This is a genomic window from Burkholderia sp. Bp9012 (assembly GCF_003853825.1).
Classification (GTDB): domain Bacteria; phylum Pseudomonadota; class Gammaproteobacteria; order Burkholderiales; family Burkholderiaceae; genus Burkholderia; species Burkholderia diffusa.
The window spans coordinates 1-21,359 of the sequence record NZ_QTQA01000036.1; the positions used below are offsets into that span (position 1 = coordinate 1).

At 57.8% G+C, this 21,359-nt stretch carries 19 protein-coding genes and 6 pseudogenes; 18 read left to right on the top strand and 7 right to left on the bottom strand.

The genetic code is table 11. The features are described 5' to 3' along the window. Positions 1–77: 77 nt before the first annotated feature. Positions 78–191 (bottom strand): annotated as a pseudogene (locus DIE11_RS37585) (transposase); the annotation flags it as partial. 113 nt (positions 192–304) lie between these two features. Here DIE11_RS37585 and pruA point away from each other — a divergent pair. The 13 genes and pseudogenes from pruA (at position 305) to DIE11_RS32270 (ending at position 11,352) form a co-directional block, all read left to right on the top strand. Then, complete coding sequence (gene pruA / locus DIE11_RS32210) at positions 305–1,918, top strand: L-glutamate gamma-semialdehyde dehydrogenase (protein WP_124489122.1); 1,614 nt, start codon at positions 305–307, stop codon at positions 1,916–1,918. Positions 1,919–2,206: 288 nt separating this feature from the next. After that, positions 2,207–3,322, top strand: coding sequence for a pyridoxal phosphate-dependent aminotransferase (locus DIE11_RS32215; protein WP_124489123.1), 1,116 nt, complete (start codon positions 2,207–2,209; stop codon positions 3,320–3,322). A gap of 232 nt (positions 3,323–3,554) precedes the next feature. Continuing rightward, a complete protein-coding gene (locus tag DIE11_RS37590) occupies positions 3,555–3,998 on the top strand; it encodes a GNAT family N-acetyltransferase (protein WP_124489124.1) in 444 nt (147 codons plus the stop codon). 96 nt (positions 3,999–4,094) lie between these two features. Next, positions 4,095–4,880, top strand: a complete 786-nt coding sequence (locus tag DIE11_RS32225) for an ABC transporter substrate-binding protein (RefSeq protein WP_124489125.1) — start codon at positions 4,095–4,097, stop codon at positions 4,878–4,880. A gap of 97 nt (positions 4,881–4,977) precedes the next feature. Further along, positions 4,978–5,667: an ABC transporter permease gene (locus DIE11_RS32230; protein ID WP_124489126.1), complete on the top strand. Its 690-nt coding sequence runs from the start codon at positions 4,978–4,980 to the stop codon at positions 5,665–5,667. Beyond that, complete coding sequence (locus DIE11_RS32235) at positions 5,664–6,431, top strand: ABC transporter permease (RefSeq protein WP_124489127.1); 768 nt, start codon at positions 5,664–5,666, stop codon at positions 6,429–6,431. The genes DIE11_RS32230 and DIE11_RS32235 overlap by 4 nt, the downstream gene beginning before the upstream one ends. 29 nt (positions 6,432–6,460) lie before the next feature. Then, the gene (locus tag DIE11_RS32240; protein ID WP_124489128.1) at positions 6,461–7,228 is read left to right on the top strand and encodes an ATP-binding cassette domain-containing protein; all 768 of its coding nucleotides are present in this window, start codon (positions 6,461–6,463) and stop codon (positions 7,226–7,228) included. A gap of 52 nt (positions 7,229–7,280) precedes the next feature. Next, positions 7,281–7,634 (top strand): RidA family protein, encoded by a 354-nt coding sequence (locus DIE11_RS32245; RefSeq protein WP_124489129.1) that lies wholly within the window; start codon positions 7,281–7,283, stop codon positions 7,632–7,634. A 112-nt stretch (positions 7,635–7,746) separates the two neighbouring features. Continuing rightward, a complete protein-coding gene (locus DIE11_RS32250; protein ID WP_124489130.1) occupies positions 7,747–8,586 on the top strand; it encodes a response regulator transcription factor in 840 nt (279 codons plus the stop codon). A 171-nt stretch (positions 8,587–8,757) separates the two neighbouring features. Further along, entirely contained in the window at positions 8,758–8,979 is a 222-nt protein-coding gene (locus DIE11_RS32255; protein WP_124489131.1) for a 4-oxalocrotonate tautomerase, read from the top strand. 3 nt (positions 8,980–8,982) lie between these two features. Further along, a complete protein-coding gene (locus tag DIE11_RS32260) occupies positions 8,983–9,792 on the top strand; it encodes a phytanoyl-CoA dioxygenase family protein (RefSeq protein WP_260430309.1) in 810 nt (269 codons plus the stop codon). Between the two features lie 193 nt (positions 9,793–9,985). Beyond that, positions 9,986–10,198, top strand: a pseudogene (locus DIE11_RS32265) (transposase); the annotation flags it as partial. 57 nt (positions 10,199–10,255) lie between these two features. Continuing rightward, positions 10,256–11,352, top strand: a pseudogene (locus DIE11_RS32270) (IS3 family transposase). A 33-nt stretch (positions 11,353–11,385) separates the two neighbouring features. Here DIE11_RS32270 and DIE11_RS32275 read toward each other — a convergent pair. The 4 genes from DIE11_RS32275 to DIE11_RS32290 form a co-directional block, all read right to left on the bottom strand. Further along, positions 11,386–12,126, bottom strand: coding sequence for a GntR family transcriptional regulator (locus DIE11_RS32275; protein ID WP_124489132.1), 741 nt, complete (start codon positions 12,124–12,126; stop codon positions 11,386–11,388). Continuing rightward, positions 12,123–13,505, bottom strand: coding sequence for an aspartate aminotransferase family protein (locus DIE11_RS32280; RefSeq protein ID WP_124489133.1), 1,383 nt, complete (start codon positions 13,503–13,505; stop codon positions 12,123–12,125). The genes DIE11_RS32275 and DIE11_RS32280 overlap by 4 nt, the downstream gene beginning before the upstream one ends. Before the next feature lie 10 nt (positions 13,506–13,515). Continuing rightward, complete coding sequence (locus DIE11_RS32285; protein ID WP_124489134.1) at positions 13,516–14,850, bottom strand: glutamine synthetase family protein; 1,335 nt, start codon at positions 14,848–14,850, stop codon at positions 13,516–13,518. 130 nt (positions 14,851–14,980) lie between these two features. Further along, positions 14,981–15,325: a hypothetical protein gene (locus DIE11_RS32290; protein WP_124489135.1), complete on the bottom strand. Its 345-nt coding sequence runs from the start codon at positions 15,323–15,325 to the stop codon at positions 14,981–14,983. A 258-nt stretch (positions 15,326–15,583) separates the two neighbouring features. Between DIE11_RS32290 and DIE11_RS32295 the strand changes: the two genes are divergently transcribed. From DIE11_RS32295 to DIE11_RS37595, 5 genes and pseudogenes are all read left to right on the top strand, one after another. Next, positions 15,584–16,303: a FadR/GntR family transcriptional regulator gene (locus DIE11_RS32295; protein ID WP_124489136.1), complete on the top strand. Its 720-nt coding sequence runs from the start codon at positions 15,584–15,586 to the stop codon at positions 16,301–16,303. A 98-nt stretch (positions 16,304–16,401) separates the two neighbouring features. Next, entirely contained in the window at positions 16,402–17,169 is a 768-nt protein-coding gene (locus DIE11_RS32300) for an SDR family oxidoreductase (protein ID WP_124489137.1), read from the top strand. A gap of 86 nt (positions 17,170–17,255) precedes the next feature. Beyond that, a pseudogene (locus DIE11_RS32305) lies at positions 17,256–18,547 on the top strand (MFS transporter). A 47-nt stretch (positions 18,548–18,594) separates the two neighbouring features. Then, positions 18,595–19,842 (top strand): enolase C-terminal domain-like protein, encoded by a 1,248-nt coding sequence (locus tag DIE11_RS32310; RefSeq protein WP_124489138.1) that lies wholly within the window; start codon positions 18,595–18,597, stop codon positions 19,840–19,842. A gap of 131 nt (positions 19,843–19,973) precedes the next feature. Beyond that, positions 19,974–20,206: pseudogene (locus DIE11_RS37595) on the top strand (porin); the annotation flags it as partial. Here the strand turns inward: DIE11_RS37595 and DIE11_RS32320 are convergent. Together DIE11_RS32320 and DIE11_RS32325 are read right to left on the bottom strand one after the other, a co-directional pair. Next, positions 20,197–20,376 (bottom strand): annotated as a pseudogene (locus tag DIE11_RS32320) (IS3 family transposase); the annotation flags it as partial. The pseudogenes DIE11_RS37595 and DIE11_RS32320 overlap by 10 nt on opposite strands. 99 nt (positions 20,377–20,475) lie before the next feature. After that, on the bottom strand, positions 20,476–21,309 hold the full coding sequence (locus tag DIE11_RS32325; RefSeq protein ID WP_124489139.1) for a LysR substrate-binding domain-containing protein: 834 nt from the start codon (positions 21,307–21,309) through the stop codon (positions 20,476–20,478). Positions 21,310–21,359 lie beyond the last annotated feature (50 nt).

The following is a 21,359-nucleotide window of genomic DNA, read 5'->3' on the forward strand; positions in this document are numbered from 1 at the left end:
CCTGACGCCGGATATATGTACGCAATCGACTTCCGTGTCCGTCAACTTCCGTTTGCTATTGGGAGCAGTCCATATATATAGAACGTCGCGTCCGATATGCCGTGCTTGCGGCACAGGTCTGCGACCTTCATGCCTGCATCGGCTTCCTTCAGCACCCCGTCTAAGGACGAATGGTAGATTCGTCTTGCCACTGCGACTGCCGGCCGCGTCGGCGATCGTCTCATCCCTTGGAAGGATGGTCGTGGGTGGCAGTATTGGATACGTTTCCGATTTCCCTGAACTTTTAGAGAATTGGAGACGAGTTATGGTATCCGCACACGTACAGAACGAACCTATTCTCACCTACGCTCCCGGCTCGTCCGAGCGCGCTGCCCTCGAAAGCGAACTCCTGCGCCAGGCTGCAGAGGTGGTAAACATCCCGGTCGTCGTCAATGGTACGAAAATTGGAGGTGGAGAACGACTACCGGTCAGGTGCCCGCACGACCATCATCATGTGCTAGCAAACGTGCAACAGGCATCGGCGGAAAACGTACAGACAGCCATCCAATCGCATCGTGAAAACCAACTGGAATGGTCCCGCTGGTCGCTCGAGGAGCGTGCGGCTGTGTTCCTCCGGGCGGCCGATCTGCTCTCAGGCCCGTGGCGTCACAAACTGAATGCCGCGACAATGCTTGGTCAGAGCAAGACTGTGCACCAGGCTGAAATTGACTCGGCGTGTGAACTGATCGACTTCTTGCGGTGGAACGTGCAGTTCGCGCGAGAGCTGCAGGAAGTCCAACCCATCTCCGCGGCAGGCGCGCGAAATGCGCTTGAGTATCGCCCTCTCGAAGGCTTTGTTTACGCGGTCGCACCATTCAACTTCACGGCCATCGGAGGCAACCTGGCCTGTGCCCCCGCGCTGATGGGCAATACCGTGCTTTGGAAGCCGGCAGCCACTGCCGCTCTTAGCAACTACTTTGTTCTGCAACTCCTCGAGGCGGCCGGCCTCCCACCTGGGGTTATTAACTTTGTCCCCGGGGACGCGAAAACGGTGTCGTCTGTTGTACTCGGCTCCGCCTCATTTGCCGGCATCCATTTTACGGGTTCGACTGCCGTATTCGATAGTCTTTGGCGATCTGTCTCGGAGCAGCTTCCCAACTACCGAAGCTATCCGCGGCTGGTCGGCGAGACGGGGGGGAAGGACTTTGTTCTCGCGCATGCGTCGGCGGATGCGGATGCACTGAGCACCGCATTGCTGCGGGGTGCATTCGAATACCAGGGGCAAAAGTGCAGCGCGGCGTCGCGTGCGTATATCCCTGTATCGCTTTGGCCCCGGGTTAAATCACGTCTGCTCGACGACCTTTCCTCCTTGAAAATGGGGGATATCCGCGATTTCTCGAACTTTATGGGCGCTGTTATCGATCAACGTGCCTACGACCGAATTAATGGTTATATCGATATCGCCCGGCGTTCCGGAGAGGCGACAATCATCTCCGGTGGCCAATGTGACGCGAGAAAGGGCTACTTTGTGTCGCCTACGGTCATCGAGGTTAATGATCCTCGATTCCCGACGATGCAGGAGGAGATCTTCGGGCCGGTCCTATCTGTCTATGTGTATCGCGATGAAGAATGGCCTGAGATCCTCAAGCTCGTCGACGAAACCGGGCCATACGGACTCACCGGCTCCATCTTCTCGACTGACAGGGCAGCAATCAACGAAGCAAGCGCGGCTCTCAGATTTGCTGCCGGCAACTTCTACGTGAATGACAAACCGACGGGCGCGGTCGTTGGACAGCAGCCTTTTGGTGGCGCGCGCCGGAGTGGTACCAACGACAAGGCCGGTTCGATGCTCAACCTTTTGCGTTGGGTGTCTCCTCGCACAGTCAAAGAGACTTACGTGCCTGCAACGGACTATCGGTACCCCCACATGAAGGGCTAGCGGTATCGCGTACCTCGAGATCTTATCGGTCGAGCGCATGTGAAGCTCTGCGCTCCGGCACTATGCGACGGAAGTCCGAGCTAGGGCTAACGTCAGATCAATCGTTGGACATAACTTAGGGGCTAGAGAGAGTATCCGATAGCCTTGCGCGATTCTATCGCTATGGCATTGACTCCTCCTCTGGGGGGATGGAACAAAGAGTTATGTCCGGTGAAGATTGGTCGAACACGGTGCAATTGTTTCGACGAAAAGGCATCAGTCCGATTCACAAACTAACAGGAAGGGTTTATGAAATACGTGCGTATGATCCTCGAAGAGGAATCGCCGGAAGAACTGGGTTATGAGAAGATCAAGTACAACTTGTCAGAAAGTTCGATCTCGGACCGAAAGTTCCGGGATTTTAATGTTGAAAATCTCGATGACCTCGTTCTGCTGTATGGCGAACATCGAGGTGACAAGCAACTGCGAGAGCTTATCGCGAAACAAAGTGGCGCTCAGTCTGTCACATCGGATGACGTTTTGATTTGCAACGGGGCAGCGGGCGCTCTGTTCATCATCGCTACATCCTTGCTTGACAAGGGTTCACATCTGGTAGTCGTGCGCCCGAATTATGCGACGAACATCGAGACGCCGCGCGCGATTGGTTGCGAAACGACGTACATCGATCTGGAGTTTGAAGAAGGGTTCAAGGTAGACCTCGAAGCGATCGAACGCGCGGTGCGGCCGAACACGGCATATATCAGTGTGACCTGCCCGCACAATCCGACAGGCACTATGATGACGTGGGACGAAATCGTCGGTCTCAAAGCGATCGCCGACAAGCACGACTGCCTCGTGCTTGTCGATGAAACGTATCGCGATCTGACCTACGGTACCCCGTACCCTACTGCGGCAACTATCAGCGATCGTTTCATCTCGGTTTCGTCCCTGTCAAAGGCGTATGGTACCCCCGGCATTCGTCTCGGCTGGCTAACGACGCGCAGCCCGGCGCTTTACCGGTTGTTTCTCGCAGCCAAAGAACAAATCGGCATTTGCGGGTCGGTCGTTGACGAAGCGATCGGGCTTGCAGTTCTCAAAGAGCGCGACAGTTGGCTGGCCGAGAGCAACAAGAGGAATCTTCGTCATTTAGGAATCACTCGCGACTGGATCAACTCGGATCCGAACGTCGAATGGGTGGAGCCCCAGGGCGGAGTCGTTTGCTTTCCGCGTTTGAAAGTGCCGTCGACGTTTAATGCGGACGAGTTCTATCGATCGCTGCTGCAGAACCACCATACGTACGTCGGTGCTGGAAACTGGTTCGAAATGTCGAAGCTGCACATGCGCATCGGCTTTGCATGGCCGACGGAAGATGAACTCCGAAAGGGGCTGGCAGGCATTTCCGCGGCCGTAAGAGAGCAACTGTGACGCGAAGCCGCACTCCAGCGCGTGGGGGAGTGGCGCGCAACTTATAGTGGCCGCTCCCTGCAGCTCCGACCTCGGGAATGGAAGTAATCACTCAGAGACGCCGAAGCCATGTGCTGTTTAGTGGCTTCGGCATCTCATTTCAATTCGCCACAAACAGGTCGTGGATCCGCGCGTATGGCGGAAAAAAGCAGCGTCGCATGGCCGATAAGTCGGGTTATCAAGAGGTGAGGGTATGGACAGTGTAATTGTACGAGCAGCCGTCCGTTCGGATTTTGAACAATGGCTGCCGCTTTGGAACTCGTATCTTCGATTTTACCAAGCGGACATACCTATGCGGGTCACTGAGGCGACATGGGCTCGGATTACGACGCTGGGTGGAGATCATCTGTGCGCAATTAGCGAAGACAGAGCAGGGCGGATGACAGGATTTGTCATCTATCTCTTTCATCGCTCAAGCTGGGCCGAGACATGGAATTGTCTCGTCGAGGATTTATTCGTATCGGAAGAAAATAGGGGGCATGGAATCGCCCGTCTGCTTCTCGATATGGTTTTTCAGGAAGCGGAGCTGCGAAACTGTTACCGTACATACTGGCAGACCGACGAGACGAATGAGCGGGCGCAAAACCTGTATAACACGTTGGCGACTCGCGCTTCGGTAGTTCAATATCGACGATAGAGATCGGTAAAATATCCGAAAGTCAGTGTTGTAAATTGTAATGTGTGGATGAATATTAATTTAACGTCCATGTTGAGGAAAAATAGGAGACAAGCGATGAAAAAATCAGTATCGATGCTGGCACTTATTGCCTGCGTTTTAACGACGGCTTCCCATGCACAGGGGAGCAATGTGATCCGTATGGGTGTCGAGGGGGCATTTCCTCCATTTAACGAAATGGGTACGGATGGAAAGCCGCGTGGTTTTGACGTCGATATCGGAAATGCGCTCTGTGCGCAGCTCAAGGCGAAATGCGAATGGATCGTCCAGAATTGGGATGGCATGATTCCGGCTCTCACGAGTAACAAGTTCGATGCGATCATGTCGTCGATGACAGATACAGCGGAACGTCGCCAGAAGATATCGTTTACCGAGAAGTACTATAGCGTGGCGTCTCGCATGGTCGCGCGTTCCGGTTCCTCATTTGATCCTACCCGACCGGAAACCCTGAAAGGGAAAAAGGTCGGGATGCAGCGTTCTAGTCCTCACGAATCGTTTGCGAAGGCGGTCTTGGCTCCTGCAGGTGCAAAGATTGTTACGTATCCGTCTGATGAGGACGGCTTGAATGATCTCGCCGCCGGGCGCCTCGACGCCGTCCTGGCGGACAGCACGATGCTCGCAACCGGGTTCCTCAACCAACCGCAAGGCAGCGGCTTCGCCTTTACCGGAAAGCCCGTCACAAACTCACAATACTTCGGCTCTGGTATCGCGATCGGCGTGCGCAAGGATGATTCCCAGCTTCGAGATCGTTTGAACAGCGCAATCAATGCGATCCGTGCGAGCGGCGAATATGATCGTATCGCGAAGCGTTACTTCAATTTCGACATCTATTCGGGAATCTGATCCGCAGCGTTTTTGGCTTCGGTACGAAAGTTGAAGGGGGCGGAGAGTTGGCCATTGCGCGGAGACTCCTCTCCCCCGCTGTTTGTGGAGATGCTTCATGCTATACGGATATGCCCACGCGATCGGAGTTGGCGCTATGACAACGATCAACGTTGCATTGGCTTCGTTGGTTGTAGCTGTTGTTCTAGGATTCGTCGCAGCTATGTGTAAGTCTGCACCGAATCGCGTGCTGAATGCGGCCGCGTCGCTGTACACTTCGCTCTCACGAAGCGCCCCTGACTTTGTATGGTTGTTGTTCCTCTATTACGGCGGTCAAGCCGCGCTTAACTATGCAGTGAGCAAGATATCCCCAGGGCGATCGATCGATATCGACTCCTATACGGCAAGCGTGATCATCCTCGGGGTGGTCTACGGGGGATATGTCGCAGAGACTTTTCGTGGCGCAATACTCACAGTTCCAACTGGCCAGCTTGAGGCTGGTTACGCATTTGGATTACGCAAGCGGACGGTGCTGTTTCGCATCCTTTACCCCCAAATGATGCGATTCGCGATCCCTGGTCTAAGTAACAACTGGCTCGCTCTCGTGAAGGCCTCCGCTATTACCTCCATGGTAAGCCTGAACGAACTGGTATTCCTGTCTACAGCAGCTGGTCGTGCGACGCATCATATTCTAATGTTTTTCTGCATCGCTGGTGCGATTTATCTCGCTCTTACGACTGTCTCGCTCTGGGTTCTGAGGCGACTCGAAATGAAATTTTCGATCGGTGTTCGAGAGGTGATGCTGTGAATTTCAACATTGTTATCGATAATCTCAGGCTATTCTTATGGACCGACGGCGATGTCGCGACGGGGTTATGGTTGACCGTGCAGCTTCTCCTAATCTCGCTTGCGTTTGCGCTTGTATTGGCATTGCCGCTTGCTGTAATGCGCATCTCGAGATCGCGTTGGCTATCAACCCCGGTTTGGCTTTTCACGTATGTGTTCCGCGGAAGCCCACTCCTCGTTCAGATGTACGTCATCTATTATGGTCTCGCCGAAGTCGAATTCGTGCGTCATAGTTGGCTTTGGACATATTTGCAGGAAGCATACGTCTGCGCGTGGGTTGCATTTGGATTGAATACTGCTGCTTACAGCTGTGAAATATTCGCGGGCGCGCTAAAGGCAACTCCATCCGGCGAGGTGGAGGCAGCTGTGGCGATTGGGATGAGCAAGTGGGGGAGGCTTCGATACGTGATCTATCCGAGCGCGCTGCGTCGTGCGATGCAGGCGTACTGCAATGAGGTCGTATTTACGTTACACGGGACAGCTTTGGCATCAGGTATTACGCTGCTTGACATGGGCGGTGTCGCACGAGCGATTAGCATGCAGTATGCGGCACCTTTTGAGCCGTACCTGTTTGCGTTGTTGCTGTATAGCTTGTGCACATTCGTAATTCTGAGAATTTTCCGTGCTCTGGAAAGGCGATATATGGCCCACGTCCGGCCGCGCGGTTCGGAGCGCACTGCGATGGCATCGACAAGTTCGTCGGCCGCCAAATTCCAGGACGCGTGACAGTATTAATCGGAACAAGAGTAACGATCATGAATGCACTTTCGGTTGAAAACGTACATAAGCGATACGGCGCGCACGAGGTCCTAAAAGGTGTCTCGCTTGATGCTAAGAAGGGCGATGTGATTAGCATCATCGGCTCCAGCGGATCAGGTAAAAGCACTTTCTTACGTTGCATTAACATGCTCGAGCGGCCAAACGCTGGCGTGATTCGACTGAACGGCGAACTACTGCAAACCAAGGAAACTCCAGACGGAATCATTCCTGTCAGTTATAGCCAACTTGAGAGAATGCGAACGCGACTCGCTATGGTGTTTCAGCACTTCAATCTCTGGTCGCATTTGACAGTGATGGAGAATTTGATGCTGGCGCCGATCAGAGTGCAGAAGCGTTCCCGAAAGGACGCGCAGGAGCGTGCACTCGATGTGCTCCGAAAGGTGAAGCTAGACCCGGACAAGGTCGCACATATGTACCCTTCGCACATGTCTGGTGGTCAGCAACAGCGTGTCGCGATTGCTAGAGCGCTCGCTGTCGATCCTGAGGTTCTGCTGTTCGATGAGCCGACATCAGCACTCGACCCAGAACTGGTTGGCGAAGTGCTTTCAGTCATGAAGGAACTCGCTAAGGACGGGCGAACGATGGTCGTTGTCACGCACGAGATGGCGTTTGCGAAGGAAGTCTCGAGCGAGGTGATGTTTCTCCATCAGGGAATTGTGGAAGAGCGTGGCGCACCAGCCGATATATTCGGGCATCCAAAAAGTGAACGATTGGCGAAGTTTCTCGCTGGGGCGTTGAAGTAAGCGGGCTTCAACCGCTTGAATTTATGATGTCGTTAGTGTTGAGGTTATCAACATGGTTGTGAAACGTTTCTATCCGGGGCCCAGGATGTCAGCGGCCAGTGTCCACGCGGGGGTGGTTCGTCTCGCGGGACAAGTCACACAAGAGCCGAATCAGGATGCAACAAAGCAGACCGCGAGAATCTTGGAAACAATTGATTCTCTTCTCGAAGAGGCGGGTAGCAACAAGCACCAGATCCTTTTCGCTCAAATCTTCCTTGCTGACATGGCGGATTTCTCGGCGATGAACGTAGCCTGGGACGCGTGGGTTAGTCGGAGCGATCCTCCTCCGCGTGCCACGGTCGAGGGTAAACTGGCTGTTGCCGGTTGTACAGTTGAGATCGTCGTTACCGCGGCTGTCTTGGACTAACGCTGGCTGTATTCGCTGGCGTCGTTTATCGACGAAGGTGTTCGTTGACGAATGTACACGGTCGCTAGAGCGGCGCCGCGATTCACGCACCACTGCAACTCGAGGGCGGTTTATGTCGATCAACCTTCTCGGAGCCGGGCCCGAATTTACACGAATCGGCGAGGCAATCGATTTCATTGGTACTGACAGGTCATACGATGCGGCCTTTCAGCTGGTGAAAATGAATTTAGCGTTCGAGATGGTTTCGATCGTCGCCTATCGGGGCAAGACTCGACCAGTGCTCCTGTTCGATACCTTCGGCGATACCCCATATCGTGAAGGGTTGACCAACTATGTCGAGTACTCGTATGTACTGAGCCCATGCTATCAAGCATACCTTGATGGTATATCGCCGGGTGTCTACAGAATGAAGGATCTGGTGTCTGAGGAATACCCAATCTCGCAAACATTCAAGAGCGTTCCTGCGGCATGGTCTGAGAAAGAGGAAATGCGTTACATCACCCGTGGTTGGCCTGAGCAAAGAGAGGAGCTGTTGCTTCTCGTTGAGCTTTCGGAAGGAGACATGGCCGAGATGAGCTTTCTCCGACCCAACTCATCGTCCGGCTTCGAGGCGTGGGAGGTTTCTAATCTCGAGAAGGTGGCGCCGTTTCTCTCAGCAATCACGCGTGCAAATTGGGCGCGCTTCGCCCGGGAGGCGAAACCGGCTGACGATAGTACGGTTAACGTTGCATTTGAATCATTCGGTAAGGATCTCTTGTCCTTGCGTGAGGCGGAAGTGGTTCGTCTGATTCTTCAGGGTCACTCTTCAGTATCGATTAGCTTGAGGTTGAATATTGCGATAACGACTGTCAAGAGCCATCGCAAGAATGCATATGCAAAGCTTCATATAGCGACGCAGTCTGAATTGATGGCGTTATATGTACGATGGTTGGAAGATTCATCGAGGGTATAATTTGGGGCGCATATCCTACTGTTAGGTGGCTTGTCTTCAGAGTGTGACTCGCGCTTGTTAAAATTGACGAATGAAACTTTGCTTTGCGGATGTTTTTCGCGCGGTCGTCATGTCTTGTGAGGCGCCGAAGTGTTGCCCTTGCACTCATAAACGAAAGGTGAGGATTCTGGAATGCCGATTATTAGAGTAGAGCTCACAGCCGGACGCACACTGGATCAGAAAGCGTTATTTGTGAAAGAGGTAACGAGACTCGCGGCGCAGATTTTGAAGTGTCCAATCGATACCGTTGATCTCCTGTTCGTTGATGTCGAGAGGCAAAACTGGGCACACGGAGGAGAGTTCTATAGTTCGTCACAATTTCACTTCGATGGGACCCAAGGAATTTGTCCCTGAAAAATGAACAAGAAATCGATCGACAGTCGAGAATCTAAGATGGTCAAAAAAAATCCGGAGTCGAGGGAGGCGCAGGTGCAGGAACTGCGCGAACGTGGATTCGTTGTAGCAAAGGGCTTTGTTGATGAAACGTGTTTGCATTCCCTGCTCATAGCGTCACAGCGGGAACTAGTCGCTGCACGGTATCCGCTCGAGTTCGAAGCAGATTTGCGTTACCCTGGTGCTCCAGAGTCTAAGAGCGCGCCCGGAGGGGGCACCGTGCGTCGCTTGCTGGACGCGTATAGTCGCGATCTACTATACGCCAGATTGGCAACATCGTCCGATATTCGCAACTGGATGGAGATGTATTTTGGCGAGACGCCTTACCTCTCGCTCGCGCATCACAATTGCATCATGACAAAGCATCCTGCGTTTGGAAGCAAGACGGGCTGGCATCGCGACTCGCGATACTGGTCGTTTGAGCGCGATGACCTTGTCTCCGTATGGGTTGCGTTGGGCCAGGAGTCTGCGGAGAACGGAGGGCTTTGGTTTGTGCCGGAGTCGCACAGACTGATGTTGGCATCAAACCAGCTCGACGATGCGAGATTTTTTCGTGCCGATCTACCGGAGAACGACCAGGAGCTTCGACGGGCAGTAGCCCCGGAGCTTGAGCCAGGAGATGTGGTTTTCTTCCACTGCAATACGTTGCACTCTGCCGGCAGAAACCACTCCAAGCAAGTGAAGCTATCCCTGGTTTATACGTATCGAGGCCAAAGTAACGTTGCGATGTTGGGAACGCGATCGTGTTCAAAACCCGAGGTGGCGCTAAATTGAAATGTGTAGATGCAAGATTCGCGAGCGTGTCGATATGACGCTCCTTCCGTGGATAAGTTTCCCGATTGTTCGGGATGGTGCGATTGTTGCTTGTTGGATTTGATTTAGAGACGGTTTCAAAAAGACGCGTAGCTACTGTTAACTTTTCTCTTGACCTGTTAACCTGAGCCGTCGTGACAACCGGATCAGGGAGATGGGCAAGCCGATCATAGACAACGAGTTTTGGAAACTAATCGAGCCACTTCTACCACCTGTCAAGCCCCGTCGGTTCAAGTACCCGGGTCGCAAGCCCGTGCCGAATCGCGCAGCGCTGACGGGCATTCTGTTTGTGCTGAAGACCGGCATTCGCTGGCGCGATCTTCCTGCGGAAATGGGATGTGGCTCGGGCGTGAGTGACCTGAGACGTTTCTTGTAGCCATCCGGCAAGTGAGTTCTCTTTTATCCTAGAGGCAAGGAGAACTCGATGAAGAAGCGATTTACCGACGAGCAGATCATTCGCATTTTGCGCGAGGCCGAGAGCCGGGATGAACCGGTGAAGAATCTATGCAAGCGCCACAACATCTCGGAACAGACGTACTATCGCTGGCGCAACAAGTTCGGCGGAATGGACGTGGCCGACGCACGTCGGCTCAAGGAATTGGAGTCGGAGAACGATCGGCTTAAGCGCCAGATCGCCGAGCAGATGCTGATCGACGGCCTGAAGGAATTCAGTCGAAAAAAATGTCCACCCCGACGGGCCGGCGCGAGGCGGTGGAAGTCCTGACTCGGCGGGGGCTATCGCGACGCAAGGCATGTTGCTACCTGGGACTGAGTCGCCGGGTGGCGACCTATACGCTCAAGCAACCGGAGAAAGACCGGCGTCTGGGCGAGCAACTGATTGCGGCTGCGCAGGAGGTGCCGCGCTTCGGCTACCGACGGATGTCGGCTTGGCTGGCGCTGGGCGAATCGCGTGTGCGACGAATGTAGCGAGCCTTGCAGCTCAACATTCCGCGGCGGCGCCCTCGCCGACGTCGTTGCGGCAACGACATACGCCTGCCTGGTGCCACCCAGCCCAATTCGGTCTGGAGCTACGACTTTGTGCACGACCAGTTGGTGGATGGGCGAGCGCTGAAGATGCTTTGCGTGATCGATGACTACACCCGCGAGTGCCTGGCGATCGAGATCGGCGCCAGCCTGCGTTCGCAGGATGTGATCCTAACGCTGTCGCGACTGATGCGCCTGTACGGCAAGCCGGCGTTTGTGCGGTCGGATAACGGCGCCGAATTTACCGCCGCCAAGGTCATGCGCTGGCTGAGAGATGCTGCAATCGGCCCGGCCTTCATCGCGCCCGGCAGCCCGTGGCAAAACGGATTCGTCGAGAGCTTCAACGGCAAGCTGCGCGACGAATTGCTGAATCGCGAATGGTTCCGCAGCCGGGCCGAGGCCAAGGTACTCATCGAACGCTGGCGACAGTTTTACAACGAGCGTCGGCCCCATAGCGCTCATCGTTATCAACCTCCTGCCACGGTCCGTCGAGCCTGGCTGGATTCCGATAATATCGAAGCGAGACTCACTGCCTGATTGGTCACAACATTCCGCCTCAGGTCACTGCGGTCAAGCGCGTTTTAGCGTTGACCTCAGAAACTGTCCCGCTACGAAGATGTCGCGCTCCACTGCTCGCCGCGCCGCTGCGGCATCCCGCCTGTCCAGCGCATCCATCAGGTCTTCGTGTGCGTCGTTCAACACGGCGGACGCTTCCGACGTGTCGAAGAGGCGATTCGAGATTGGGCCGGCCTTCAGCCACAGCGTATCGATCAGCTCGAACAGCAAGGGCGAGCCGGCCGCCTTGTAGAGCAGGACATGGAAGTCTTCGTTGGCGGCCAGGTAATCGGTGGCTTGGTCGGCTCTCAAAGAAGCGGCGGGCTGCTTCAGCGTGTGTTTACCTCCCTCGGGCGTTCTGCTGCGAGGCGGGTGATCCGTGAGGTTTTTCAACGCTTGCGCCATGCGCTGGCAAAGCTTGCGCAGTGTGGCGAGTTCGGCTGGCTCCAGCCTCAGGCAGCCACGCTCGGTGGCCTCGCCTTCGAGCAGCATGCGCATTTGCAGCAGATCGTCGAACTCGGGCAGCGTAAGCTTGGGGACGATCATCCCGGCGTTGGGCACGTTCACCAGCGCACCTTCGGCAGCCAGACGCTGCAGCGCGGCGCGCACCGGCATCTGACCCACCCCCATCTCGGCTGCCACGTTGCGGATCTTCAGGCGTTCGCCGGGAAGGAAGCGGCCTACAGTGACCCATTGCCGCAATGTGGCGTAGGTCGTGTCTTGCTGAGTGGTGGTGGGCTCGATGTCGTTACTCATGAATCGCTAGTGGCGGTGAGCGAAGTCAGCACAGCGTCGAATGCGGTGAGCAGGCGCTGCACGTGCGTCGGGGTCGTGTCGGGACAAACGAGCATCATATTGTGAAAGGGTGTGATCAGCACGCCGCGGTTAAGCAAGGCCAGATGCAGGGCGTGCTCCAGCTCGGCATCCATGACCGCCTCGGCCTGGCTGCCGTTGCGCGGCGGCTGCGGACAGAACTGGAACTCTACCCGGGCGCCGACCTGGGTGACGCACCACGGCAAGCCCTGACGGGCGAGGATGGTGCTCAGCCCGGCTGCCAGTTGCTCGGCCAGGGCATGCATGGGGGCGAAGACCTGGGGCGTCATCAAGTGGGTGAGGGTGGCGCGCATCGCCGCCATGGCCAGCAGGTTGGCGGTAAGCGTGGTGCCAATGCACGAGTGGCCCGACGGTGCCGTTCGCTTGGCGTTTTCGGCGCGCTCGGCCAGCGCGGCGCTGAAGCCATAGGCCGCGCACGGCATGCCGCCGCCCAGTGCCTTGCCCACGACCACGGCATCGGGCTGCAGGCCGTGAGCGCGCGCGTAGCCGCCGGGGCCGCTGCTGAGCGTGTGGGTCTCGTCCAGTACCAGCAGGCTGCCGTGGCGGTGGATGATCTCTTGCGCTTGCGCCCAGTAACCCGGTTCGGGCAGCACCATGCCGATGTTGGTCATCACTGGCTCGGCCAGGACACAGGCCACGTCACCCGGTGCCAGCGCGGCTTCCAGCGCGGCCAGATCGTTGAATTCCACCACGCGTGTGGTGGCGGTGAGATCGTGCACCTGGCCCAGCAGGCTGGCGCGTTGCGTGGGTTGCCCGTCCACCAGGTCGACGAAGACGTCGTCGACCGTGCCGTGATAGCAGCCGTTGAACACCAGCAAGGTACGCCGCCCGGTGGCGGCACGTACCCAGCGCAGCAAGAAACGGTTGGCGTCGCTGGCGGTCATGGCGAACTGCCATTTCGGCAGGCCGAAATGCTGAGCCAGCAATTCACCTACGACGGATGCGTCCTCGTTGGGCAGCATGGTGGTCAGGCCGTGCTGTGCCTGGGTCGCCAGTGCCTCGGTAACGACGGCGGGCGAATGGCCGAACATGGCGCCGGTGTCACCCAGGCAGAAATCGGCCAGCGTGTGGCCGTCAGCGTCGGTGAGTTGTGCCCCCTGGGCCTGGGCCACGTGCAGCGCGAAAGGCGTGGACCAGTCGTTCATCCAGTGCAGCGGTACGCCGAACATCAGCTGCGGTGCGGCGCGTGTGGACATCACTTGCGACTTCGGGTTGCGTTGCGTGTACTCGGTGCGTTCGCGTGCGAGCAAGGCCTGTACGCGTTCGCGCTCAATGCCGGTATGTTGAATGATGCGGTTCATTGTGGGCTCCTCATACCAGCAGTAACAGGTGCTCTCTTTCCCACGAACTGATCACCCGGTTGTAGGTGGAAAATTCCAGTTCCTTCACGGCGCAAAAGGCGTCGACGAAGGTTTCGCTCAGTACCTCCTTCATGGCATCGCAGGCGCGCATGGCCTCGATAGCGCTTTCGAGATGGCGCGGCAGTTCGTGGGCGACGTTCCAGGCGCTGCCGTCGGTGGGCTCGCTGGGATGCAGCCGGTCGCGCATGCCGATGTAGCCGCAGGCCAGCGTGGCGGCCATGGCCAGATAGGGATTGGCGTCAACGCCGGGCACGCGGTTTTCAACCCGGCGGGCGCTGGGGCCGGACTTGGGAACGCGGATGCCGCAGGTGCGGTTGTCGTGGCCCCAGCGCACATTGATGGGTGCCGACATGTAGGGCGCCAGCCGCCGGTATGAATTGACGTAGGGCGCCAGCATTGGCATCACCTGCGGGATAAAGGTTTGTAGACCGCCGATGAAGTGGTGGAAGAGTTCGCTGGCTGTGCCGTCGGTGTTGCTGAAGATGTTGCGGCCTTCGCCGTCGTTGATGCTCTGATGGATGTGCATGGCACTGCCCGGTTCGCCCTCCATGGGTTTGGCCATGAAAGTGGCAAATACGCCGTGGCGCAGCGCCGTCTCGCGTACCGTGCGCTTAAACAGGAAAACGCGGTCGGCCAGGTCGAGCGGTTCGCCGTGGCTGAAGTTGATCTCCATCTGGCCCGGGCCGGCCTCATGGATCAGCGTTTCCACGCCGAGCTGGTGCTGGTCGCAGAAGGCGGAGAGTTCCATGAAGAAGGGATCGAAGTCGTTTACCGCGTCGATGGAGTAGCTCTGCCGCCCCACCTCGGGCTTTCCAGTGCGCCCCAGCGGCGGCTGCAGAGGCTCATGTGGGTTCTGATTGCGCGCCACCAGATAGAACTCCATCTCGGGTGCCACGATGGGCCGCCAGCCGCGTGCTTCGTACAGCGCCAGCACGCGGCGTAGTACCGCGCGGGGCGAGAGTTGCACCGGCTGGCCGTCCCACTCGAGGCAGTCGTGGATGACCACGGCCACCGGTTCGGCTGCCCAGGGCACGATGCGCACGGTCGCGGCGTCGGGCTTGCAGACCATATCGGGGTCGGTATCGCCCACGAAGGGACCGTTGTCGGGCTGTTGCCCGTTCACGGTATTGAGCAGCACGCTCTTCGGGATGCGCATCTCGCCCGACGCCGTGAACAGATCGCGCGGAAGGATCTTGCCGCGCGCGATGCCGGTCATGTCGGGGATGACACACTCCACCTCATGGATGCGGTGCTGGGTCAGGAAGTTGCTCAAAGCGGCATTCATGGCATGTCACTCATATGTGATCACAAAAATTTGAATTCTTGCGTATTATCGCAAAAATCACTGAATTTGTGATCACAAAACTAGTGTGGCCGTCGATGGGACACTGCGCGACAGTGCGAACACCTACCAGTCACCGGTCCAGGAGCATCCCTGCGGTATGGTCGTGCTGACCTGCCCTCCAGCCGTTCTCAGAGTCAAATAGCAAATGGTCGGTTTGAATGCAGAGCCGGTCATTTCCTTTTAATGGGCCATTGCCCACCTGTGCGGCCGCAATTGGCGCGCAGGACACAATGTCGCCACCGACGGTATGTTGCTCCGATGCGATCGGTATGCCCTTTACGACCGATGCCTGTTCGAGGCGGCCGACGGAGTCACTCGCGTCAGCTGAGACATGGTTCACCACGATGAGCAGTTGGAAGGAACAACCGCCGCCGTCAAGTGCCGGAGCTAGTTGTCCGCGGAGCTTGATGCCCACTGACTGACACGACCGCTCCGGTGGATCCTCGGTCGGAGCGTGTCAGCTCGCCGTGTCCGATGCAGCGTTTGGACGGGCCTGCGCGACCATGCCGGGAGGGGGGCGTGATTGTGCCGAGGGTCGCAGTCCAGTCAGACGGTTGGGCCGTGAGATGGGCGGCACGGCCCCCACTCCGCACAACTCCGGGTCTACCCGGATTGCCGGAGTCCCGCAACTTGCCTATCTTTCTACATCATACGTATGATCTAGAGGGGCAACATGGCTACCCTTCATCGGCAAGTACTGAATCAGATAGGCGAGCGAATCTGCTCCGGCCAGTTGGCACCCGGCGACATCCTGCCCTCCGAAGACGAATTGGCCGAAGAGTTGCAGGTCAGCCGAATCACCATCCGCGAGACGGTCAAGTCCTTGTCCGCCAAGGGCATGCTGCAAGTGCGTCGCCGATATGGCACGATTGTGCTGCCACGCGCGCAATGGCAATTGTTCGATCCCGACGTCATTACCTGGCGCGCGCGGGCCGGCATGGTTGATGAAGGGCTGATTCAGGACCTGATGGAATTGCGCCTGATCATCGAACCGAACGCGGCCAAACTCGCCGCGAAACGCGCGACTGACGAAGACCGCATCGCGATCCGGCGCGCCTATCGGGCAATGGAGCGTGCGGTCGCTGGCAATGGCGAATATGTTCCTGCCGATCTCGCGTTCCACGGTGCGATCCTTACCGCTTGTCACAATCAGTTTGTCCAGCAGATGCAGAACGCGCTGTCGTCGATCCTGCTGACGAGCTTCGAGCTCAGTTCGGAGATCGCCGGCGGCCCGGCCCGATCGCTGCCGATGCACGAAGCGCTTTGCGTCGCGATCGAAAAGGGCGATGAAGCCGCCGCGGAAGAAGCAGTGCTCACGCTCATCAGGCGCGCTGAGCAGGACTTCGAGGATCGCGCTGCACTGAATCGGGCTGGTGCCGGCCGGCGCGCCTGACACCCTTACGAGAGATCGACGCCGACATCATCGCGACCGGCGATGATCGCGACGAGTAAGCGTGCGCGATCTCGCATTATAGAGAGGAGTACGATCAAATGAATTCACTATTCGACCTGAGCGACCGCACGGCGCTCGTCACCGGCTCGGCGCGCGGCATCGGCTTCGCGCTGGCGGAGGGGCTCGCAACGGCAGGCGCGCGCGTCGTCCTGAACGGAACGCAGCCCGACACGGTTGCCGCGGCGGTCAGCCAGCTTGCCGACAAGGGATTCGACGTGCTGGGTCGGGCGTTCGACGTGACGGACGAGCAGGCCGTTGCCGACGCGTTCTCGCAATGGGACCAGGACGGCGTGCAGATCGACATCGTTGTCAACAACGCCGGTATCCAGTTTCGCAAGCCGCTCGTCGAACTCGAACTGGGCGACTGGCAACGGGTGATCGATACCAACCTGACGAGCGCGTTCATCGTCGCAAAGCAGGCGGCACGACGCATGATCGCGCGCGGCACCGGCGGCAAGATCGTCAATATCGGCTCGCTCACGAGCGAAGCCGCGCGCGCGACGGTCGGGGCGTATACGGCCGCCAAGGGCGGAATCAAGATGCTGACCCGTGCGATGAGCGCCGAATGGGCCGCGTCGAACATTCAGGCGAATGCGATCGGCCCCGGTTACATCCTGACCGACATGAACAAACCGCTCGTCGAGAATGTGGCGTTCGACGCGTGGGTCAAAAGCAGCAATCCGACGCAGCGCTGGGGCAAGCCGGAAGAGCTCGTCGGCACGGCGGTGTACCTGGCATCGGCTGCGTCGAGCTACGTAAACGGTCAGATCATTTATGTCGATGGCGGCTGGCTGGCCGTCCTTTGAAATCAGATTCGCGCGAAGAACATGCATACCAAAAGCAGCCCGCGCATCCGCCAAGCGTTCACGCACCACACCTATCCGGAGACATCATGGAAAGCGCCAAACCTGTAGCTCCCCAAAGATGGTGGTATCTGATGCCCATCATCTTTGTCACCTATAGCCTTGCCTATCTAGATCGCGCGAATTACGGTTTCGCCGTGGCCGCCGGGATCGACAAGGATCTCGGCATCACCCATGGCATGTCGTCGCTGATCGGCTCGCTGTTTTTCCTCGGCTACTGCTTGTTTCAGGTGCCGGGCGCGATCTACGCGCAGCGCAACAGCGTGAAGAAACTGATCTTCATCAGCCTGATCCTGTGGGGCCTGTGCGCGGCAGCGACCGGGATGGTCAGCAACATACCGATGCTGATGGTCCTGCGCTTCGTGCTTGGTGTCGTCGAGGCCGCAGTCATGCCGTCGATGCTGATGTACATCAGCCGCTGGTTCACGCGCACGGAACGCTCGCGCGCGAACACGTTCCTGATTCTCGGCAATCCGGTGACCGTGTTGTGGATGTCGGTTGTGTCGGGCTATCTGGTTCGCAGCTTCGGGTGGCGCGAGATGTTCGTCATCGAAGGATTGCCCGCGCTTGCCTGGGCGGTGGTCTGGTGGTTCACCGTCAAGGATCGTCCGGCCGATGCGCCATGGATGACGAATGACGAAAAGGCCGAACTTGACACGCGTCTGAAAGCAGAGCAGGCGCATATCGCGCCGGTTCGCGACTACAAGGCCGCATTCCGCTCGTCAATCGTACTGAAATGCTGCGCGATTCATACGCTGTGGAGCATCGGGGTGTACGGCTTCATCATGTGGCTGCCGTCGATCCTCAAGGGTGCATCGAAAATCGACATCGTGTCGGTCGGCTGGCTCGCCGCTGTTCCGTACTTCGCCGCGATCATCCTGATGTTGCTCGCGTCGTGGCTGTCGGACAAAACACGCAACCGCAAGCTGTTCGTCTGGCCGCTGCTGCTGATTGGCACGATTGCGCTCGCTGCGTCGTTCCTGGTCGGCGGCTCGCACTTCTGGATCTCGTTCACGCTGCTCGTGATTGCAGGCGCGACGATGTATGCGCCGTACGGGCCATTCTTCGCGCTGGTGCCCGAACTGGTGCCGATAACGTGCTGGGTGGTGCAATCGGCATCATCAATTCGAGCGGCGCACTGGGTGCGTTCCTCGGATCGTGGGTCGTCGGCTATCTGAATGGCGCAACCGGTAGCCCGTCGGCTTCGTACATTTTCATGGCGGTTGCACTGCTGCTATCGGTAATCCTGATGATTACCGTTCCTGCCCGTTCCGGGCAGCGTCCGGACGAGGAACCGGCCGTCTCGCTGCGCCGCACGTGAAGTGTGCCGCATCTCCCGATTCATTGACTCGCTATTGGTAGACAGAAATGACCACTCCGATTACTGACGTTAAGGTCATCCTGACCGCGCCGGAAGGTATCAATCTGATCGTCGTGAAGATCGAGACCAACCAGCCCGGCTTGCATGGCTTTGGATGCGCGACGTTCGCGTACCGGCATGTCGCCGTCAAGTATGTCATCGAAGAATATTTGCGACCGCTGTTGATCGGCCGCGATGCGGAGGCCATCGAGGAACTCTGGCAGTTGATGCACCAGAACGCATACTGGCGTAACGGCCCGATCGAGAACAATGCGATTTCGGGCGTCGACATGGCGCTGTGGGACCTGAAGGGCAAGATGGCGAACATGCCGCTGTATCAGCTTTTCGGGGGGAAATGCCGTGAAGGCGTGCCGGTCTACCGGCATGCGGACGGCCGCGATCTCGGCGAGCTGTGCGAGAACATCCAGAAGTATCGTGAGCAAGGCATCACGCACATTCGCTGCCAGAGTGGCGGTTATGGCGGCGGCGGATACGGCAAGGCGCCGACGAGCGCGCCGCGCGGGGCGGTCGCTGGCGTCTATCTGGACAGCAAGCAATACATGCGTGACACGCTGAAGTTGTTCGATGGCATTCGCAGCAGGATCGGCTTTGACGTCGAGCTGTGCCACGATGTTCATGAGCGCCTGAAGCCGATCGAGGCCATTCGCTTTGCGCGTGAACTGGAGCCATTCGACCTGTTCTTTCTCGAAGATGCAATCGCGCTTGAAGAGGGCGAATGGATTCGCCAGCTCCGGGAAAAGACATCGACGCCGCTCGCGCAAGGCGAGTTGTTCAACAACCCCTACGAGTGGCGCTTCCTGATAACTGAGCGGTTGATCGACTTCATCCGGGTTCATCTCAGCCAGATCGGCGGCATTACCGCCGGCCGCAAACTGCAGATTTTCGCGGAGCAGTTCGGCGTGAGAACAGCCTGGCACGGCCCGGGCGACATGTCGCCCCTCGGGCATGCAGCAAACATTCATATCGATCTCGCCGCGCGCAATTTCGGTGTGCAGGAATGGTCCGGGACTGAGCCGCCCAATTTCGTGATTCAGGAGCTCAAGGGGCCGACGGCTGCATTGCTCGATGTATTTCAGGGCCTCCCCGAATTTCGGGATGGATATGTGTACGCCAACGAGCGACCGGGGTTGGGCGTCGATATCGATGAAGCGGAAGCCGCGAAATATCCGTGCGAGAACACGGTGACGACTTGGACGCAGACACGGCTGAAGGACGGCACGCTGCAGACGCCGTAAGGGGCGTGATTGAGCGGGATTCGTCGGGATTTTGCGTCGAGCGCTTGCGTGCGCCTGCACCTTACGCACCAGGGAGCTCAGCGAGACGGCGGCTATCGATCGCACGCGTAAGCCGTGTCCGAAGTCGAGTCTACGTTCAGGGCAGCCGGTGCGGGCTGAAGGGTGCCGGAGATCTCGGTGGTGGTCTCAAGGGGAGAGCGGCTTCGATGTCAACAACGGGCGACTCGCGCAAGGCGGGTTGATATTCGGGCGACAGGTCCACGTTGGCGTCGCGAATGATATATTTGGTCGCCTGTACGATTCGCTGGTCGACTTTCTCGCGCAGACCACCGCGAATAGAAACTCGGCGGGTTACCGTTTCACGAAGATCTGAATCCGCCGGTACCCATAGCGGGTAATTTGCCCCGACAGAACGGTTATCGCCGTCAGCACCGGCCCATCCCGTGCAGTGAGTTTGGATTCGTAATGCCGTGCCGGCCGCGCCACCAACATCAGCGCGCACGCACGTCGCGCCGACGGGCCCCGCGCTTTCGCTTTGTGACATGGAGAATGTGCCAATTCAAGCCGCTTGCGCTGACTGTGCGCTCCCCGCACCCATTTACGGCCGGGCCACTGGATATACCAGAGCGCCGCCTAGGCCTTCAGCAGATCAATCAACGCTCGGGTAAGCGAATTAGGACTGCGATCGTAGGTTACGAGGCGTATCGTCGGCAACATTGGCCAGGCTGAATCGTTTTGTGGCAGGGCGACCAGCCCAGAGGCCAATGCGGATTCGCATAGCACCGACACGCCGAGACCCTCGCCGACACAGGACTGAACACCGACGATGCTGCTCAACGTTAGCGCTTCACGCCATTGGATTCCGCTCGAATTGAGCGCTGAGATTGCCGTAGTCCGGAACGTGCAGGGCGCGGTCAGCAAGCATAGGTTGACGATGGGCGATGGCTGCTCCAGGTTTTGGTCAGCGACCCAAAGCATCTTTTCCTCGCGGAACAGCCGGGGGGAACCGCGCCCCTCCAGTTCCTTCACTACGACTACATCAAGTTCTCCCGCATCGAACGCATGGAGCAACGCCTCGCTGAGCGCCACCCGGACAGTGAGTTCGACTCGCGGCATCAGCCTGCGGATCCGGGCGAGCAGCTCCGGTAGGCGGTGAGGAACCAGATACTCGACAATGCCGAGCCGCAATTGACCTTCCAGACTGCTGCGGCCGAGCATGCCTACGGCCTCGTCGTTCAGGCGCAGCAGTCCCATGGCGTAGTTGAGGAACTGCTCACCTGCCGCGGTTAGCGCTACTTGGCGGCTGCTCCGCGTAAAAAGTTCGACGCCGACCAGTTCCTCAAGCCGCTGAACCCGTGTGCTCACCGCAGACTGGGATCTGCAAAGACGCTTCGACGCCCCCGTGAAGCTCCGCGTATCCGCTACGGCGACAAAGCAGCGGACGAGGTCAATATCTAAATCTCGCATATCAATCGATTAGTCAGATAGCTGCGATCCGTATTATGCGCTTTTTCGAT

Bases quoted from the DNA above. Each gene is read 5' to 3' on its own strand.
- pruA (WP_124489122.1), top strand. From the start codon at position 305: ATGGTATCCGCACACGTACAGAACGAACCTATTCTCACCTACGCTCCC.
- DIE11_RS32215 (WP_124489123.1), top strand. From the start codon at position 2,207: ATGAAATACGTGCGTATGATCCTCGAAGAGGAATCGCCGGAAGAACTG.
- DIE11_RS37590 (WP_124489124.1), top strand. From the start codon at position 3,555: ATGGACAGTGTAATTGTACGAGCAGCCGTCCGTTCGGATTTTGAACAA.
- DIE11_RS32225 (WP_124489125.1), top strand. From the start codon at position 4,095: ATGAAAAAATCAGTATCGATGCTGGCACTTATTGCCTGCGTTTTAACG.
- DIE11_RS32230 (WP_124489126.1), top strand. From the start codon at position 4,978: ATGCTATACGGATATGCCCACGCGATCGGAGTTGGCGCTATGACAACG.
- DIE11_RS32240 (WP_124489128.1), top strand. From the start codon at position 6,461: ATGAATGCACTTTCGGTTGAAAACGTACATAAGCGATACGGCGCGCAC.
- DIE11_RS32245 (WP_124489129.1), top strand. From the start codon at position 7,281: ATGGTTGTGAAACGTTTCTATCCGGGGCCCAGGATGTCAGCGGCCAGT.
- DIE11_RS32250 (WP_124489130.1), top strand. From the start codon at position 7,747: ATGTCGATCAACCTTCTCGGAGCCGGGCCCGAATTTACACGAATCGGC.
- DIE11_RS32255 (WP_124489131.1), top strand. From the start codon at position 8,758: ATGCCGATTATTAGAGTAGAGCTCACAGCCGGACGCACACTGGATCAG.
- DIE11_RS32260 (WP_260430309.1), top strand. From the start codon at position 8,983: ATGAACAAGAAATCGATCGACAGTCGAGAATCTAAGATGGTCAAAAAA.
- DIE11_RS32275 (WP_124489132.1), bottom strand. From the start codon at position 12,126: ATGAGTAACGACATCGAGCCCACCACCACTCAGCAAGACACGACCTAC.
- DIE11_RS32280 (WP_124489133.1), bottom strand. From the start codon at position 13,505: ATGAACCGCATCATTCAACATACCGGCATTGAGCGCGAACGCGTACAG.
- DIE11_RS32285 (WP_124489134.1), bottom strand. From the start codon at position 14,850: ATGAATGCCGCTTTGAGCAACTTCCTGACCCAGCACCGCATCCATGAG.
- DIE11_RS32295 (WP_124489136.1), top strand. From the start codon at position 15,584: ATGGCTACCCTTCATCGGCAAGTACTGAATCAGATAGGCGAGCGAATC.
- DIE11_RS32300 (WP_124489137.1), top strand. From the start codon at position 16,402: ATGAATTCACTATTCGACCTGAGCGACCGCACGGCGCTCGTCACCGGC.
- DIE11_RS32310 (WP_124489138.1), top strand. From the start codon at position 18,595: ATGACCACTCCGATTACTGACGTTAAGGTCATCCTGACCGCGCCGGAA.
- DIE11_RS32325 (WP_124489139.1), bottom strand. From the start codon at position 21,309: ATGCGAGATTTAGATATTGACCTCGTCCGCTGCTTTGTCGCCGTAGCG.